Annotated in this window: 13 protein-coding genes; 7 read left to right on the top strand and 6 right to left on the bottom strand. The window is 58.2% G+C overall.

Annotated features, from left to right (window positions below):
* Positions 1 to 269 precede the first annotated feature (269 nt).
* Together Q0C28_RS12420 and Q0C28_RS12425 are read left to right on the top strand one after the other, a co-directional pair.
* Positions 270 to 1,091: an arginyltransferase gene (locus Q0C28_RS12420; protein ID WP_293576236.1), complete on the top strand. Its 822-nt coding sequence runs from the start codon at positions 270 to 272 to the stop codon at positions 1,089 to 1,091.
* 22 nt (positions 1,092 to 1,113) lie between these two features.
* Positions 1,114 to 1,497, top strand: coding sequence for a VOC family protein (locus tag Q0C28_RS12425; RefSeq protein ID WP_293576237.1), 384 nt, complete (start codon positions 1,114 to 1,116; stop codon positions 1,495 to 1,497).
* A gap of 106 nt (positions 1,498 to 1,603) precedes the next feature.
* Here the strand turns inward: Q0C28_RS12425 and Q0C28_RS12430 are convergent, their stop codons facing one another.
* From Q0C28_RS12430 to Q0C28_RS12440, 3 genes are all read right to left on the bottom strand, one after another.
* Positions 1,604 to 3,958 carry a TRAP transporter large permease subunit gene (locus tag Q0C28_RS12430; protein WP_293576238.1) on the bottom strand — a complete coding sequence of 785 codons (2,355 nt, stop codon included), beginning with the start codon at positions 3,956 to 3,958 and terminating at the stop codon, positions 1,604 to 1,606.
* A gap of 16 nt (positions 3,959 to 3,974) precedes the next feature.
* On the bottom strand, positions 3,975 to 4,901 hold the full coding sequence (locus tag Q0C28_RS12435; RefSeq protein ID WP_293576240.1) for a C4-dicarboxylate ABC transporter permease: 927 nt from the start codon (positions 4,899 to 4,901) through the stop codon (positions 3,975 to 3,977).
* 160 nt (positions 4,902 to 5,061) lie between these two features.
* Entirely contained in the window at positions 5,062 to 6,144 is a 1,083-nt protein-coding gene (locus Q0C28_RS12440) for a TRAP transporter substrate-binding protein (RefSeq protein ID WP_293576242.1), read from the bottom strand.
* A 272-nt stretch (positions 6,145 to 6,416) separates the two neighbouring features.
* On the opposite strand from Q0C28_RS12440, the gene Q0C28_RS12445 reads away from it, so the two are divergent.
* The 4 genes from Q0C28_RS12445 to ilvN all read left to right on the top strand — a co-directional run bounded on the left by Q0C28_RS12445 (position 6,417) and on the right by ilvN (position 11,399).
* Positions 6,417 to 7,859 carry a cache domain-containing protein gene (locus Q0C28_RS12445; protein WP_293576243.1) on the top strand — a complete coding sequence of 481 codons (1,443 nt, stop codon included), beginning with the start codon at positions 6,417 to 6,419 and terminating at the stop codon, positions 7,857 to 7,859.
* 99 nt (positions 7,860 to 7,958) lie between these two features.
* A complete protein-coding gene (locus tag Q0C28_RS12450) occupies positions 7,959 to 8,603 on the top strand; it encodes a response regulator transcription factor (protein WP_293576245.1) in 645 nt (214 codons plus the stop codon).
* 417 nt (positions 8,604 to 9,020) lie between these two features.
* Positions 9,021 to 10,772: an acetolactate synthase 3 large subunit gene (locus Q0C28_RS12455; RefSeq protein ID WP_293576247.1), complete on the top strand. Its 1,752-nt coding sequence runs from the start codon at positions 9,021 to 9,023 to the stop codon at positions 10,770 to 10,772.
* A 66-nt stretch (positions 10,773 to 10,838) separates the two neighbouring features.
* Complete coding sequence (ilvN, locus tag Q0C28_RS12460) at positions 10,839 to 11,399, top strand: acetolactate synthase small subunit (RefSeq protein WP_293576249.1); 561 nt, start codon at positions 10,839 to 10,841, stop codon at positions 11,397 to 11,399.
* Positions 11,400 to 11,576: 177 nt separating this feature from the next.
* Here ilvN and Q0C28_RS12465 read toward each other — a convergent pair whose 3' ends face one another.
* A complete protein-coding gene (locus Q0C28_RS12465) occupies positions 11,577 to 12,095 on the bottom strand; it encodes a hypothetical protein (protein ID WP_293576251.1) in 519 nt (172 codons plus the stop codon).
* 227 nt (positions 12,096 to 12,322) lie between these two features.
* Here Q0C28_RS12465 and Q0C28_RS12470 point away from each other — a divergent pair, with 227 nt between their 5' ends.
* Positions 12,323 to 13,120: a helix-turn-helix transcriptional regulator gene (locus Q0C28_RS12470; RefSeq protein WP_293576253.1), complete on the top strand. Its 798-nt coding sequence runs from the start codon at positions 12,323 to 12,325 to the stop codon at positions 13,118 to 13,120.
* 4 nt (positions 13,121 to 13,124) lie between these two features.
* On the opposite strand, the gene Q0C28_RS12475 is transcribed toward Q0C28_RS12470, so the two are convergent.
* The gene (locus tag Q0C28_RS12475) at positions 13,125 to 13,946 is read right to left on the bottom strand and encodes a DUF2189 domain-containing protein (protein WP_293576255.1); all 822 of its coding nucleotides are present in this window, start codon (positions 13,944 to 13,946) and stop codon (positions 13,125 to 13,127) included.
* A gap of 37 nt (positions 13,947 to 13,983) precedes the next feature.
* The gene (locus tag Q0C28_RS12480; RefSeq protein WP_293576257.1) at positions 13,984 to 15,360 is read right to left on the bottom strand and encodes an amidase; all 1,377 of its coding nucleotides are present in this window, start codon (positions 15,358 to 15,360) and stop codon (positions 13,984 to 13,986) included.
* Positions 15,361 to 15,500 lie beyond the last annotated feature (140 nt).

The following is a 15,500-nucleotide window of genomic DNA, read 5'->3' on the forward strand; positions in this document are numbered from 1 at the left end:
GAATACACGTCTTCGAACTTCATAAGTCGAACTTCCTGTAACACTTCTGTCCGCTTCATAACGCCTCCTTTCGGAGACATGATAAAACCGGACAGATCGCATGTTACCTACACCGGACATATCGCTTGTTAGCGACAAAACGCAACTGGGCTCTTGGCGCATCGGGGCAGCGTTGCTATCATCACATCAATGGGGTCGAGTAAACGCAGTGCTACCGCAATGGCAGAATGGCGCAAGTTCGGCCCAGTCAATGGATACCCGACCGTCCGATGCGCCATACACTGCCAATTGCTCCTCAGTTCTATGTGACTGCGCCGCAGCCCTGCCCTTATCTGGATGGCCGGATGGAGCGGAAATTGTTCACGGCGTTGCAAGGGGATGGCGTTGAACAGCTGAACAACAGCCTGTCGCAGCAAGGGTTCCGCCGATCGCAGAATGTGCTGTACCGCCCATCGTGTTCGGATTGTTCCGCCTGCCTGTCGGCGCGCATCGATGTGTCGAAATTCAGCCCCAGCCGCGGCCAGAAACGCACGTTGAAGCGCAACCAATCCTTGCAGAGACGGGCGACCTCCCCCTGGGCCACCGAAGATCAATACGCCTTGTTCCGGACCTATCTCGACAGTCGCCACGCCGATGGTGGCATGGCGGATATGGATGTGTTCGAATACGCCGCAATGATCGAGGAAACGCCAATCCGCACACGGGTTGTTGAATACACCGATGGCGACAGCAGCGCGCTGACGGCGGTGTCTTTGACAGATGTGCTCGATGATGGGCTGAGCATGGTTTACTCCTTCTACCGCCCGGATGTGCCGCAGCGGTCGCTTGGCACGTTTATGATCCTCGATCATATCGACATCGCGAAGGAGGCAGGCCTGCCTTATATCTACCTCGGTTATTGGGTGCCGGGGAGCCAGAAGATGGGCTACAAGGCGAAGTTCAATGGTCTTGAGGTCTATACCCGCGGGCAGTGGCAGCCGATGGACGACCCTGATGCGTTCAATGATATGGCTGATCCGCTGATGACCGATCCGATTGCCGAACAGGTGGCCAACATCCACCTGCCCGACACCCGTAGCGCACGGCGCTGACCCCGTTTCAAGCAGGACAAAAATGCAAACACTTCACGCCGTCACCCTGGTGGTGCCCGATTACGATTCCGCCATCGCCTTTTATTGCGGTGCTCTTGGATGGCAATTGATCGAAGACGTCGATCAGGGGCGCAAACGCTGGGTGCGTATTCTGCCGCCCGGGGCGACACAGGGCAGTCTGATCCTGGCCCGCGCTGACAGTCCAGAGCAAACAGCCATCATCGGCAATCAGTTCGGCGGCCGTGTCGGGCTGTTCTTGACCACCGATGATTTCGAGCGCGATCACCAGGCCATGCTCGCCGCCGGTGTGCAATTTGACGAAGACCCCCGATATGAGAGCTATGGCACGGTTGCCGTCTGGCGCGATCCTTTTGGCAATCGCTGGGACCTGATCCAACCAGCCTAAGCGCGATGCAGCCATTCAGGCAGCACCGATATAGGCGCAGTCACCGCACAAAGCAAAAGGGCCCCGAAGGGCCCTTTTTCGTGTTTCTAGTAGATCTGACTTACCATCAGTTGGGCATCAGCGCCGGTACGATGGTGACGATTGTGGGGAACAGCCACAGGATCGTCAGACCAAGCACCTGGATCAGCACAAAGGGCAAGATCCCGCGGTAGATGTGACCGGTCGTCACCTCCTTTGGTGCAACCCCTCGTAAGTAGAAGAGTGCAAAGCCAAACGGCGGCGTCAGGAAGGAGGTCTGCAGGTTGACCGCCACCATGATGGTCACCCATTTGGGATCAAACGACCCGCCATAGATCACCGGTCCCACAATCGGGATCACAATGTAGATGATTTCCAGGAAGTCCAGGACGAAGCCCAGGACAAACAGAACCACCATCACGATCAAGAACACCTTCAACTCGCTGTCAAAGCTCTTGAGGAACTGCTGGATGTAGTGCTCACCACCGAAGGAGATCACCACCAGGTTCAACAACTGCGAACCGATCAGGATGGTGAAGACCATCGATGTGACCTTGGCTGTCTCGCGGACAACCGGCGTCAGAACACCGCCTTTGAACAGAACCCAGCAGCCATAGAGCAGCCCGAACAGGGCAAACAGATAGGCGGCATAGGCCACACCAAAGGCCACAACAGTCTCCGCTGTCACAGTCTCCTGACCGATGCGCAGATCGAAGTTGACCCCCATCAGGATACAGACCGCAACCGCAAGGGTCGCCCAGATGATGATGCTCCCCGATTTGCCCTGATCCTGCAGTTTGCGGTAGGCGGCCAGCATGATCGCGCCCCCTGCCCCAAGCGCCGCAGCCGGCGTCGGGTTGGTGATGCCACCCAGGATGGACCCCAGCACCGCGATGATCAGGATCAAAGGCGGGAACACCACCCGGATCAGATCATTGCCGGAACAGCGCACAGCCGCTTCTTTGCAGCCGTAAAGCGCAAGTGCCGCGGGCAGAGCAATCAACAGAACCGTCACGCCAGGTGTTGTGGTCGGCGCAATCAGCACCAAATCCACCAAAGCGATCAGTAACAGACCGATACTGCCCAGGATCAGTGGTTTTGGATCACGCGATGGCGCGACGCCACGGCCAACCGACAGAACCAGACCCAGAAGCACGATCAACACGGTCAGACCGGTGCCAATCGGTGCCGCATTCTCGATCTTGGCGATACGTGAAGCAACCAGCTCTTCTTCGGTCAGTTTCTCTGCCACGCTGACGCCCCCAGCGGCATCAATCGCTTCTTGCTCGGCCACAGCCGCATCCCAAGCCGACTGACCGTGCAGGTCAATCATCGCAGCCTGACATTCTGGCCCCACGTTTGTGCGCAGAGACGCGGTTTGTCCAGCATCAGAGAAGCCCGAAACCGTGATGTTCTGGCTGCCAACGAGGTTGAGTTGACCCAGCAACATGGTCCCGGCGATCAATGCGACCGGCACGCCAAGGAACCAGGTCAGGCCTTCGCCGCGGGTGATCGGTTCGCCCGTGCCGCCTTCGATCACCACGGCGGGTGCTTTGGACGGATTCAGCAGCGCGTAGCCAAAGGCATAAAGCGCATAGAGCAGAGCCAGCATGATCCCCGGCAGCAACGCGGCCTGGAACAGAGTACCGACAGACACAACCGCCGGCTCGCCGAGGTATGTCAGAGCATCGGTACAGCCTGCTTCCTGGGCCCGGGTTTCCTGAGCGGTGGAGTAGAGATCCCCAGCAAGGGTCCCCAACAACACGATCACGATGGAAGGCGGAATGATCTGCCCCAGGGTACCGGACGCAGCAATCACGCCTGTCGCCAGTTCGGGCGAGTAGTTGTTGCGCAGCATCGTCGGCAGCGCCAACAGACCCATGGTAACAACCGTCGCACCAACGATCCCGGTGGAGGCCGCCAGAAACGCGCCAACAACAACGATCGACACGGCAAGTCCACCTGGCAAGGGGCCAAAGACCCGCGCCATCGTGGTCAACAGATCATTGGCGATCTTGGAGCGTTCCAGCGTGATGCCCATCAGAACAAACATCAACACCGCCAGCAGCGTCTCGATAGAGGCACCCGCAAGCACGCGTTCGTTGATCCGGTTCACGATGAAGGAAATGTTGCGGTCCATCGCAACTTCCCACCCCTGCGGGAACACAGGCTCTGCGATCCGCGGGAGGTCGGGATAACGGAACACCGATACCACATCAGGTTTGATCCCTGATGCGATCACGTCCCGGTAGGCCTGCGACGAAGTGTCGATGGCCTGGTGGATCAAGATCCCCGCACTATCGAGTGCAGCGATGATCCCGAAGGAGATGACCCCGGCGCCACCGATGGCAAAGGCCACGGGAAAGCCGGAAAGGATGCCCCCGAAGAGGCAGAAAAAGACAATGATTAGGCCGATTTCAACGCCATCAAGTCCGAATAGCATGGGTTTCGCCCCTTATTTAATGCGCGCCTTCATAGGCTTCTTCACCTTCACCAAGGCTGTCCTTGTCGAGGTGTTTGTTTTCACTGCCTGGTCCTTCGACGAACTCCAGATAGGAGCGGTAGAAGAAGGCTATCGCGTGCAAGAAGACGAGACCGGCAAATGTCACCAGCAAGATCTTGAAGAGGAAGTAACCGTTGAACCCATTGGGACTAAAGCCAATGGTTTCGACATTCCAACGCAACGCACGAGATTTCAGCAGCAGGCGATCCAGCGTATCGGATGCGGATGGTTTCGGCACGATCAGGTGGCGCCACAGGAAGTACCAACCATACATCCATGTCAGCACGGCCGCAGGCATCATGAAGATCAGCGAACCGATCATGTCGATCACCTTCTTGGCGCGGAAACTGATGCCGGAATAAACCAGATCGACCCGCACATGCCCGCCCTGCACAAATGTGTAGGTCACACACATGCAGACCACCAGCGCGTTGTAGAACTTCAGCTCTTCGGCGAACCAGCTGATGTCTTTTTCCAGTGCGATGCCGAGACCAAAGCTCATGTCCGGACGGGCAAACACCCGCTGCATGAAGACGATGATGATCTGCTGCAATACCATCAGCAGACCGGCCCAGGCAAAAAGGCGGCCCATCGTGTTGGCAAAGCCCTCAAGCCCGCGCACAACGCCCCACATCACCGTGTTGCGGTAGATACCAATCGCTGTCAGCAGCAAGAAGGCGGCAAAAACCACAAAGAAGAATTCGACCGAGCCACCATAGTAGACGAAGCGCATCACCGAGGCTTTGTCTGACCAATCCAACCAGAGTTGCGGGTGGGTGACGGCATAGCCGAAATTGTAAAAGGCGCCTGCAAGGTTCTGGAAGAACCAGACCACCCCACTCAGCAAGGCCCCGAAAAAGGAAATGCCACTTTCGTCCTGCATATTTTCCTCGATTGATTGCGTGCAGCACAGCACAAGAGGCTGGCCTGATATCAGGCGGCCTGTTGGACATCGGTCGGGCGAAATATTTCGCCGCTAACTGCTGCAATTGCGAAAGGATCCCCCGCGGTGCGGGGGATCCGATTGAAGGTGTTTTTCCGAATTAACCCAGAACGCGGTCGCGCTGGTTCCGGTAGGCGCCTTCGGACTTGGTGATCCAGCCGGAGGACGCTTTCATCGAGGCTTCAACGCTGTTGCGGATTTTTGCGAACAGCTCATCACCCATGAATTCGTCCAGGGTCTCTTTGGTGGCATCGCCGAAGGCGTTCCAGACGGACTCTGGGAATTCCAGGGTTTTCACACCACCGGTTTGCAGACGCTGCAGCGCTGCGCCGTGGTTGTTCATGAACTGCGACAGGCTCCACTGGTGGCCTTCGCCAGCCGCGATTTCGATGATTTTCTGATGCGCAGGGCTCAGGCTTTCGAAAACGTCGCGGTTGGTGGCAACCGACAGGGCCGCACCTGGCTCGTGGAAACCGGAGGTGTAGTACACTTTGGTGATTTCCTGGAAGCCCATCTTCTCGTCTGCCCAGGGGCCGATCCACTCGGTGCCGTCAATCGCGCCGGAGGACAGAGCCTGGTACACTTCGGAACCTGGGATGTTCTGGACCGATGCGCCCAGTTTGCCGAGCGCTTTACCGCCGAGGCCAGGCATACGGAACTTCAGACCGTTGAAGTCTTCTGGGCCGTTGATCTCTTTGTTGAACCAACCGCCGGCCTGAGGACCGGTGTTGCCGCCGAGGAACGATTTCAGACCAAAGATCTGACCCAGTTCGTCATGCAGAGCCATGCCTTCGCCCTGGTAGTACCAGTTCACCAGTTCCTGCGGCGTCATGCCGAAGGGAACAGCAGTGAAATAGGCATAGCCCGGATGTTGACCGGTGAAGTAGTAGTCCGCACCGTGGTACATGTCGGCCTGACCCGCGGTCACGGCGTCAAACACTTCGAACGCACCGACCAGCTCGCCGGATGCTTTCAGGTCGATGGTCAGAGAACCATCAGACATTGCCGTGATCGAGTCGGCCACACGCTGTGCAGAATCATGCACGCCCGCTGCGCCGCGGCCCCAGGTGGTGACCATGGTCAGGGTGCGCTTGCCCTGTGCGTATGCTGGTGCTGCCAGAGTTGTTGCAGCCGCAGCGCTGCCCCCCAGCGCGGATGTCTTCAGGAAAGAACGACGATCCATAGGTTTCTCCTCCCATTTCATTGGATCCCCCGGACAAATGCCGGGGAGACTGTCTTTGAGTGGCCCAAGCCTAGCCAGACGCCACGTCATGTGAATACCTACTACTGCGTAGAAAACCGCATTTTGGACAAATTTTTTGGCCAAAATCTGGATCACGGCTTTCTCGCCCGACGACAGGCCCATCCTAGAACCCATTCACGATTGCCCAATTTCCAGTGCCCCTGCCCCATCGGGGCTTTGATTCTCTCGTGAGTTTGCGTAACGATTCGGCCATGCGACTGCTGCCCAAATTTGCCCGCCCCAACTACGCCCAGAAGCTGTCTTTGCTGGCGACGCTGCCGCTGATCGTTGCGGGCGCCGCAATTGCGGTGCTGGTATCAGTGCAATCGCGTGCCCTGGCCGAAGGGGAAATCAAAGCCCTCGAAAAGCAGTTGCTGCAGGCCAAGATGGCCGAGCTGCGCAACTACGTCACCCAGGCCCGCAATGGGTTTTCTCACATCTATGGCCTCGCAGCCCCGGATGATGAGGTGGCAAAAGAGAAGGTCACGCAGATTCTGAGTGCGATGATCTATGATCGCGATGGGTTCTTCTTTGTCTACGACTACGATGGCAAAAACCTCGTGAGCCCGCGCCAGACGGAATACATAAACAAGGACTGGACCGGACTGACCGACAGTCGTGGCACCCCAATCGTGGATGAATTCATCCGCCTCGCCCGACAAGGCGCCGGGTGGCATACGTTCATGTGGGAAAAACCCTCCACCGGCGAAGAGGCGCAGATGGTGGCCTATGTGCTTGGGCTGCAAGACTGGCGGTGGGCCATCGGCACAGGCGTGTTCATCGACGACGTTCTGGCCTCCGTTGCGGCATCTCGCGCCGAGGTGGAAAGCCGCATTCAGCGCACCTTTTATTATATCGGTGCAATCACGCTCTTCGCTCTTGGCATGGTGTTTGCCACCGGCATGGTGCTGAACATCCGCGAACGCAGGCTTGCGGATGCCAAACTGAAAGAGCTGACCCAACGGGTGTTCGACGCCCAAGAAGAAGAACGCCGCCGCGTTGCCCGCGAGCTGCACGACGGTATCAGCCAATTGCTGGTCGGGGTGCGCTACGCGCTGGACAATGCCCGCAGGCGGCTGAGCCGGGGCGACTTCGAAACCGCCGAAACACCGCTCAACAAGGGGATCTCCAACCTTGGCACCGCCATCAACGAAGTGCGCAGGATCAGCCGCGATCTGCGCCCCGGTGTTCTGGATGATCTGGGACTTGGTCCGGCCCTGAAGGCTCTGATCGAGGATTTTGGCGCCCGCACCGGTATTGATACGCACTTTAGCACCGTGGTTTTCCGCAACCGGCTGGACGAAGAGGCCAAGATCGCGCTCTACCGGATCGCGCAGGAAGCGCTGACCAATATTGAACGCCACGCCGATGCCACCGAAGTCACCATGGATCTGCGCGGCCACGCCCGGGGTGCCACCATGCGGATCACAGACAATGGCCGCGGCCTGCCCCCCTCCCAGGATCGCGGCGGCCCCGGCATCGGCCTGCGCAATATACAAGAGCGTATCGAACAGCTTGACGGGACCTTGCGTATTTTGTCATCAGGGGGCGCCCAAAGCGGCACCGTGATCGAAGTGCTCTTGCCGCTGAGCCACCTGTTGCCACCGGGGGATCGCACCACCGCGCAAAAACCACGGGCCAAACAATCCGCCTGATCGCATCACACTGCATCAAGCGACCAAAAACACCCGGCGATTACTGCCGGGCTCGAAGACCACGAAAAGACGGCGCAAAAAACGATAAGGGGACAGATGATGGCAGCACCGATCCGTGTGATGATTGTGGACGATCACCCAATGGTGGCCGAAGGCATCCAATCCATCCTCGAAAGCTATGATGACATCGAAGTGGTCGCCAGCGCCTCCAACGGTGATGAGGCGGTGCAACAATGCCGGACATTGAATCCGGATGTAATCCTGATGGATCTCAACATGCCCAAACTCGGCGGGTTGAGCGCGACAGAGATTATCCTGGAGCAATCCCCGGCCACGCGCATCCTGATCCTGTCGATGCATGACAGCCCGGAATATATCTCCAGCGCGCTGTCACACGGGGCCATGGGCTACGTGCTGAAAGATGTCCCAACCGAGGAAATCCGCCTCGCCATTGATGCGGTCATGCGCGGCGACACATATCTTTGCACGGGTGCCGAAGGTTCATTGAAACCCAAGCATGAACCCGAACGTGAGGCGCTGACGGGCCGCGAACAGACCATTTTGCTGGAACTGGCTCAGGGCAAATCCAACAAAGACGTGGCCAATACTCTGGATATATCGGTGCGCACGGTGGAAACGCACCGCAAGAACATCAAACGGAAACTGGGAATTTCCTCCACCGCAGGTCTGACGCGCTATGCGTTGGAGCACGGGGTTCTGCAAGGCACCGGCCACAGCTTTTGATCCGCGCATTGGCCGCGAAACTAGGTCCGGTTTATGCGGGGCGCGCAACAACAGCTGTGTCGATATCGTCGGCTATCAGCCCCTATCAACGACATCGCGCCTGTGATCTGACCAATTCATCACAAAAACCACGCCCAAAATCACCAATAATGTCGCAACAGCCGGGTGCTGCGAAATAAAATGTCCCAAATTGGGCCGTTTTGATCTCTTTTGCCTGTTGACGCCACTCTCAGCCAACCATAATGTCCGGTTCAACGCTAAAAGGAGCCAGCGCGATGAACACCCTAGTCGTAGTCGTAGGAACCATGCGCATGGGCCGGTAACGGTACACCATAATCCAACCCATGCGCCTCCGACCAAAATCGGGGGCTTTTTTTATGCGAAACGGACGATGCCGCCAATTGGAGCAATAAGCAGATGACACGTGAAATGACCGGCGCAAAAATGGTTGTTCAGGCCCTGAAGGATCAGGGAGTCGACACCGTCTTCGGCTACCCCGGTGGGGCCGTTCTGCCGATTTATGACGAAATCTTCCTGCAAAATGACATTCGCCATATTCTGGTGCGCCACGAACAGGGCGCGGTTCACGCCGCCGAGGGCTATGCCCGCTCCACCGGGAAACCCGGCGTTGTGCTAGTGACCTCGGGCCCTGGTGCCACCAATGCAGTGACCGGGCTGACCGATGCGCTGCTGGATTCCATTCCGCTGGTGGTTCTGACTGGCCAGGTGCCAACCTTCATGATCGGCTCTGATGCCTTCCAGGAAGCCGACACCGTGGGCATCACGCGCCCCTGCACCAAACACAACTGGCTGGTGAAAGACACCGAAAAGCTGGCCGAAACCATGCATGAGGCCTTCCATGTCGCCACTGCCGGGCGCCCTGGCCCCGTGCTGATCGACATTCCCAAGGATGTGCAGTTTGCCACCGGCACCTATCAGGGGCCAAAACCTGCCGCCTCCCACTACCAACCGCCCGTGAAGGGCGATCTGGAGGCGATCACCGAACTGGTCGCTGCGATGGAAACCGCAAAACGACCGATTTTCTACACCGGCGGCGGTGTGATCAACTCTGGCACCGGCGCAAGCCAGCTGCTGCGGGAATTGGTCGATGCCACGGGGTTCCCGGTCACATCGACCCTGATGGGACTGGGGGCTTATCCGGCCTCTGGCAAGCAATGGCTGGGCATGCTCGGGATGCATGGTCTCTATGAAGCCAACATGGCGATGCATGACTGCGATCTGATGATCAACATTGGCGCGCGCTTTGACGATCGCATCACTGGCCGCTTGGATGCCTTTAGCCCGGCCTCCACCAAAGCGCATATCGACATCGATCCGTCTTCGATCAACAAGGTGATCCGCGTGGACATCCCCATCGTCGGCGATGTGGCCCATGTGCTCGAAGATGTTCTGAAGATCTGGAAAAGCCGGGGCCGCAAAACCGCAGCGGCAGAGGTGGCACAGTGGCAGGAACAGATCCAGAGCTGGCGTGACGTGCGCTGCCTCGCCTACACCGGGTCCGAGGCCACCATCAAACCGCAATATGCGCTGGAACGGCTTGAGGCCCTGACAAAGAACCACGACCGCTATATCACCACCGAAGTCGGCCAGCACCAGATGTGGGCGGCGCAGTTCCTCGGGTTTGAGGATCCAAATCGCTGGATGACATCTGGGGGCCTCGGCACCATGGGCTACGGCACGCCTGCCTCCATCGGTGTACAAGTGGCCCATCAAGACGCATTGGTCATCAACGTCGCGGGCGAAGCATCCTGGCTGATGAACATGCAGGAAATGGGCACAGCGGTGCAGTATCGCCTCCCGGTGAAACAGTTCATCCTGAACAATGAACGGCTTGGCATGGTGCGCCAGTGGCAGGAACTGCTGCATGGCGAACGCTACAGCCACTCCTGGTCCGAAGCGCTGCCCGATTTCGTCAAACTCGCCGAAGCCTTTGGCGCCAAGGGCATCATGGTGAGCGATCCCAAGGATCTGGATGACGCGATCATGGAAATGATCGAATACGACGGGCCGGTGATCTTTGACTGTCTGGTTGAAAAGCATGAAAACTGCTTCCCGATGATCCCCTCCGGCAAGGCGCACAACGAAATGCTCCTGGGCGAAGCCGAGACCCAGGGCGTCATCCAATCCGGCGGCGCGGTGCTGGTTTAAGCCCGTTCAGGAACAGATACTGCAGGGCGTCATCGCCCTGCCCCGATTTTTAGGAAAGGGACGTAAATGTCTGCCCTACACATCAAAAAAGGCTCCACCAGCCACTCCGCCTATAACCTACGCCCGAATTTCTCGGATGTTCAGGAACGCCACACGATCACCGTTCTGGTGGAAAACGAACCCGGTGTTCTGGCGCGTGTGATCGGCCTGTTTTCCGGTCGTGGCTATAACATCGACAGTCTGACCGTTGCCGAAGTTGACCACACAGGCCATCTGTCACGCATCACCATCGTCACCACCGGCACGCCACAAGTGATCGAACAAATCAAAGCGCAGCTAGGGCGTATCGTGCCGGTCCATGAGGTCACCGACCTGACCGTCGAGGGCCCGTTTGTGGAGCGCGAGCTGGCGATCGTCAAAGTCGTCAGCGAGGGTGACAAACGGGTTGAGGCCATGCGGCTTGCTGAGATTTTCCGCGCCAAAGTGGTCGATACCACGCTCAACAGCTTCATCTTTGAACTGACGGGCGCGCCTGACAAGATCGACGCTTTTGCTGAATTGATGCGCCCCTTGGGTCTGACCAAAATCGCGCGCACCGGCGTCGCTGCCCTGTTGCGGGGCAGCTGATCCGCGCCCTCTGCCTCATCTGAGGCACTTGAAAGGGCGCTGCGGAAAGCAGCCGTCGACAATAGAAAAGGCAGCGACCGATTTGGCGCTGCCTTTTTCTATGGGAACCCCGGCTATGCGAAAACCCGCATATGGGCGATCACGCGAGGACGTTCCGCGGCGATTAAACGCTCGCGATCACCCGCTGCACCGTTTGGCGGCTGCGCGTGCTTTGCGCTCCGCCAGATCGGGGAAGCGGATGATATTGCTGGTGATCCCAGGTTCAGGACCACAATCAGGCATTTGCACGCCACCATTTTCCGTCAGCGTCACTGCAGTCCATCCCAGTACGGTCATATCGATGAACAGCGGATCGACCTGCGCCTCGGCCCAGGTCATCACCGTGCCACGATTGCGTTTGTTCATATCGCTGGGCCATGTCGGCGCAGTGGGACCCATGGTTGCGCCCGCCACGAACTGACCCGGCGACAGCCGCGCGCTCAACGTTGGGCTCTGGGCTTCTTCGATCAGGCTGAGATCCTCGGCAAGTCGCAGGCTGCCCTGCACCGCGATGGAGAACGACACCGCGTCCCCTTTGCGCAGATGGGTGTAGTCATCCGCGTCGGACCAGCGAAAATAGGCAAGGTCACCCTGATCTTCACACCAGATCATGGCCTGCCGCAGACGCGTGTCCACCCAGATAATCACACCTATCATATCATGCCTCGCATAGGTTCAGGTCCAGTTTGGGATAATTCGACGCCGATGCACACAGGAAACACCCCCCACAACCTGTGCCAATTTGTGTCCGTTTTATGCAGATTTGACGCCAAATAGCATCAGAGCAACGGCCGGTTTCACGCCGCTGTGATATGCTGGTGACACATTCCAATACAGTCAATTCCCCATTTCACTCGACCACATCAGATGAGAATTTGAAAACCATGGTCAAATCGAAACGCTCCCCAATCGAACTGCGCAGTATGTTCGGCGCGAACCTGCGCCTGTTGGCCCAGCAATACCCATCCATTTCCGAATTGTCCCGCCGATTGGGGATCAACCGCACGCAGCTCAACCGGTATCTTTCGGGCGAGAGTTTTCCACGCCCCGATATCCTAGACCGAATTTGTGACTTTTTTAATGTGGATGCCAGAATTCTGCTGGACCCGGTCGATGAACTGACGGCCAAGGATCAAATCCTGCAGGGCCCAATCCTCGGCGATTTTATCGGCACCGGTGTTGGGCGGCTGTCCGAGGGCTTTTTTCCCTCCGGGCTCTACAAGTTCATTCGCCGCAGCTTTGTGCGTCCCGACCAATTCGTCCAAAGCCTGGCGCGTGTCTATCGCATTGATGGGATCACCTATCTCAAAGGGTTCGAGGCCAAAGACGCCATGCTCTATCAGGGATTGCCCTGCGACAGGCGCTCGCGGGAGTTTCGCGGCTTTGTCAGCAGCCAGGATGATGGGGTGGCCTTCATGCTGTCGCGGCGCGCCTCGGTGACCACCTCGTTCAACTATCTCGCCAAAGTACCGGCAATGGAGGGCAACACCTGGTCAGGCTATGTGGCGCGAACCAGCCGCGAAAACGGCCAGGGAGAGCGGGTGGTGCGGATGATCTATGAACACCTGGGAACAGATGCGAAATCTATTCTGGCCGCTGCAAGGCGCGCGGGTTTTTTGCCACTGCAGGCCCTGACACCGTTCGAAAGGCAGCTGCTGAAGGTCGAAATCCCGTTTCGATAGGGGATCAGGTTTGCGCCGTACTGGCGCTGTCATGAACCGATGTTTCTGCATGGGTCGCATCGTTTTGGCAGATCAGACGATAGATGTGCCAACTGGCATGACCGAGCAGCGGCAACACCAGAAACAACCCGAGAAAGCCCGGAAGCATGGCGAGGAACGTGGTCAACGCGATGACAAAGGCCCAGGTCAGCATCACCAGAAAATGCCCCTGCACATAGGCGAATGAGGTGATCATTGCGGTCACAAAATCCACCTCGCGATCCAACAGCAGCGGCAATGACAGAACGGTCAGCATATATAGCACCAGAGCGAAGACTGCCCCGACCACACTGCCAACCGCCAGCATAAGAAGGCCCGTTCCCGTCAGAAACACCTCTGTCGATGACGAGATGTTCGTCATGGTCGAATGGCCCAGAAACAGGGCAAAGATCATGTGACCGATGAAGAACCAGAACAGAAACACAATCACGATGATCGCGCAGATCGACGGCAGCTGGCGGCTGCGTTGCTGCAGCACGACGCCCAGAATATCAGCCGTGGTCATCGCCCTGTTTTGCGCCAAACGATGGGACACCTCATAAAGCCCAACTGCCGCAAATGGACCAATCAAGGGAAAGCCGATCGCCGCCAGAACCAACCAGAACGTCGTTCCGGTCTGAACGGTGATCCAGGCCATGATCCAGCCCCCCAGCACGTAGACCGCCGCAAAAAACAGACCAAACCCAGGCCGACGGACAAAATCACGCCAGCCGCACCGCAGCGCTTCGGCAAGAACAGCGATGGAGATCGGGTGCAGCTCTGGCACGCCATGTATTTTTTCATCCATCAGATGTCCTCCCGCGTTGTTCAGTCCGTGTTTTCAATCATATAGGGTCCACCAGCCCGGTGGGCGGCTTGCGCTGCGGCCACTGCGTGACCTGGTGGTATTGTTCCGCAAGGGCCAGCAACTCGCGATCACGACCATGGGCCGACATCATCTGCACCCCGATTGGCAGCCCTGCGGCACCAAACCCGGCAGGAACCGCAACACAGGGCAGCCCAATCAGGCTCACTGGCGTGGCGACCTCCATCCAGCGATGATAGCTGTCCATGGGCCGGTCGTTGATTTTAGTGGGATGGCCCTGTTTGATATCAAAGGGCCAGCATTGGGCTGTTGGCATCAGCACAACATCGAAACGGGCAAACAGCTCCGCCGCGGCGCGCTGCCAGTCAGATCGCAGATCGGAGGCCGACTGAATTTCCTGGCCGCTCAGCACCCGGCCACGTTCCAACTCCCACTGGGCAGCGGCCTTCAGTTTATCAGGCTGGCTGGCAAAAAGCTTCAATGAGGCGGTCAGCGCAAACGACCTCAACGTGGTCCAGGAATCCCAGATCCGGTCCGCCGCAAAGGGTGGTGAAATTTCTTCGACGCTGTGTCCCAAATCGCTGAGCACATCGAGCGTGCTCTTGCAGGTGTCCAGGATGCCAGGCTCCATCGGATAAGCCCCACCCCAGTCGCCCAACCAGCCAATCCGCATCGGGCGCGGATGCGGCAAAGGCGACATGCCAGCACTGCCGGAGCGCCCAGCGGACAGAGGCTGACGGTGATCTGGGCCTGCCATCACATCCAGCAAAATGGCCAGATCCTGCGGGCTGCGGGCCATCGGGCCCGCGGTGCTGATCGGGTGCAAGAACAGATCGCCGCGTGGCTGGCCTGGCACCAGACCCCATGTGGGACGGAATCCATAGACGTTGCACCACCCCGCGGGATTGCGCAGGGACCCCATCATATCGGACCCGTCCGCAAGCATCAGCATCCCCGTGGCCAGCGCAACAGCCGCCCCACCCGAGGAGCCGCCACAGCTGCGATCCGGCGCATAAGGGTTCGCAGTCGCGCCATAGACCCAGTTGAATGTATGAGATCCAATCCCGAATTCCGGGGTGTTCGTCTTGCCAATGATCAGCGCACCTGCTGCCCGCAAACGGGCCACAAACAGATCATCCTGATCGGGTATGAAATCGCGCAACAACGTGGAGCCTTGCGTGGAACGGATGCCCGCGACATTGGCCAGATCCTTGACCGCGATGGGAACGCCATGCAGCGGCCCCCGTGTCTTGGCCTGATCTGCAGCCTCTGCTTCTGCCATCAGCTCATCGCGGTCGCGCAGCGCAACAATCGCGTTCACCTTCGGATTGACCGCATCAATTTGCTGGAGCGTGCGGTGCATCAGCTCTGCGACACTCAGCCGATCTGCCGACAATGTAAGTGCCGGATGTAATCTCCCCAAAAGGGGCGTTTGAAATTTCCCCAGTTGGTAGCGTCCTGGGCGATTTTTGAACCTTAAATATTCAAAAATCGAACGGGGCGCGGGCCGTTAAGCTCGAAGCTCAAGAAGAAGGA

Source organism: Phaeobacter sp. (assembly GCF_022825805.1).
In the GTDB taxonomy this organism is placed as follows: Bacteria; Pseudomonadota; Alphaproteobacteria; order Rhodobacterales; family Rhodobacteraceae; genus Phaeobacter.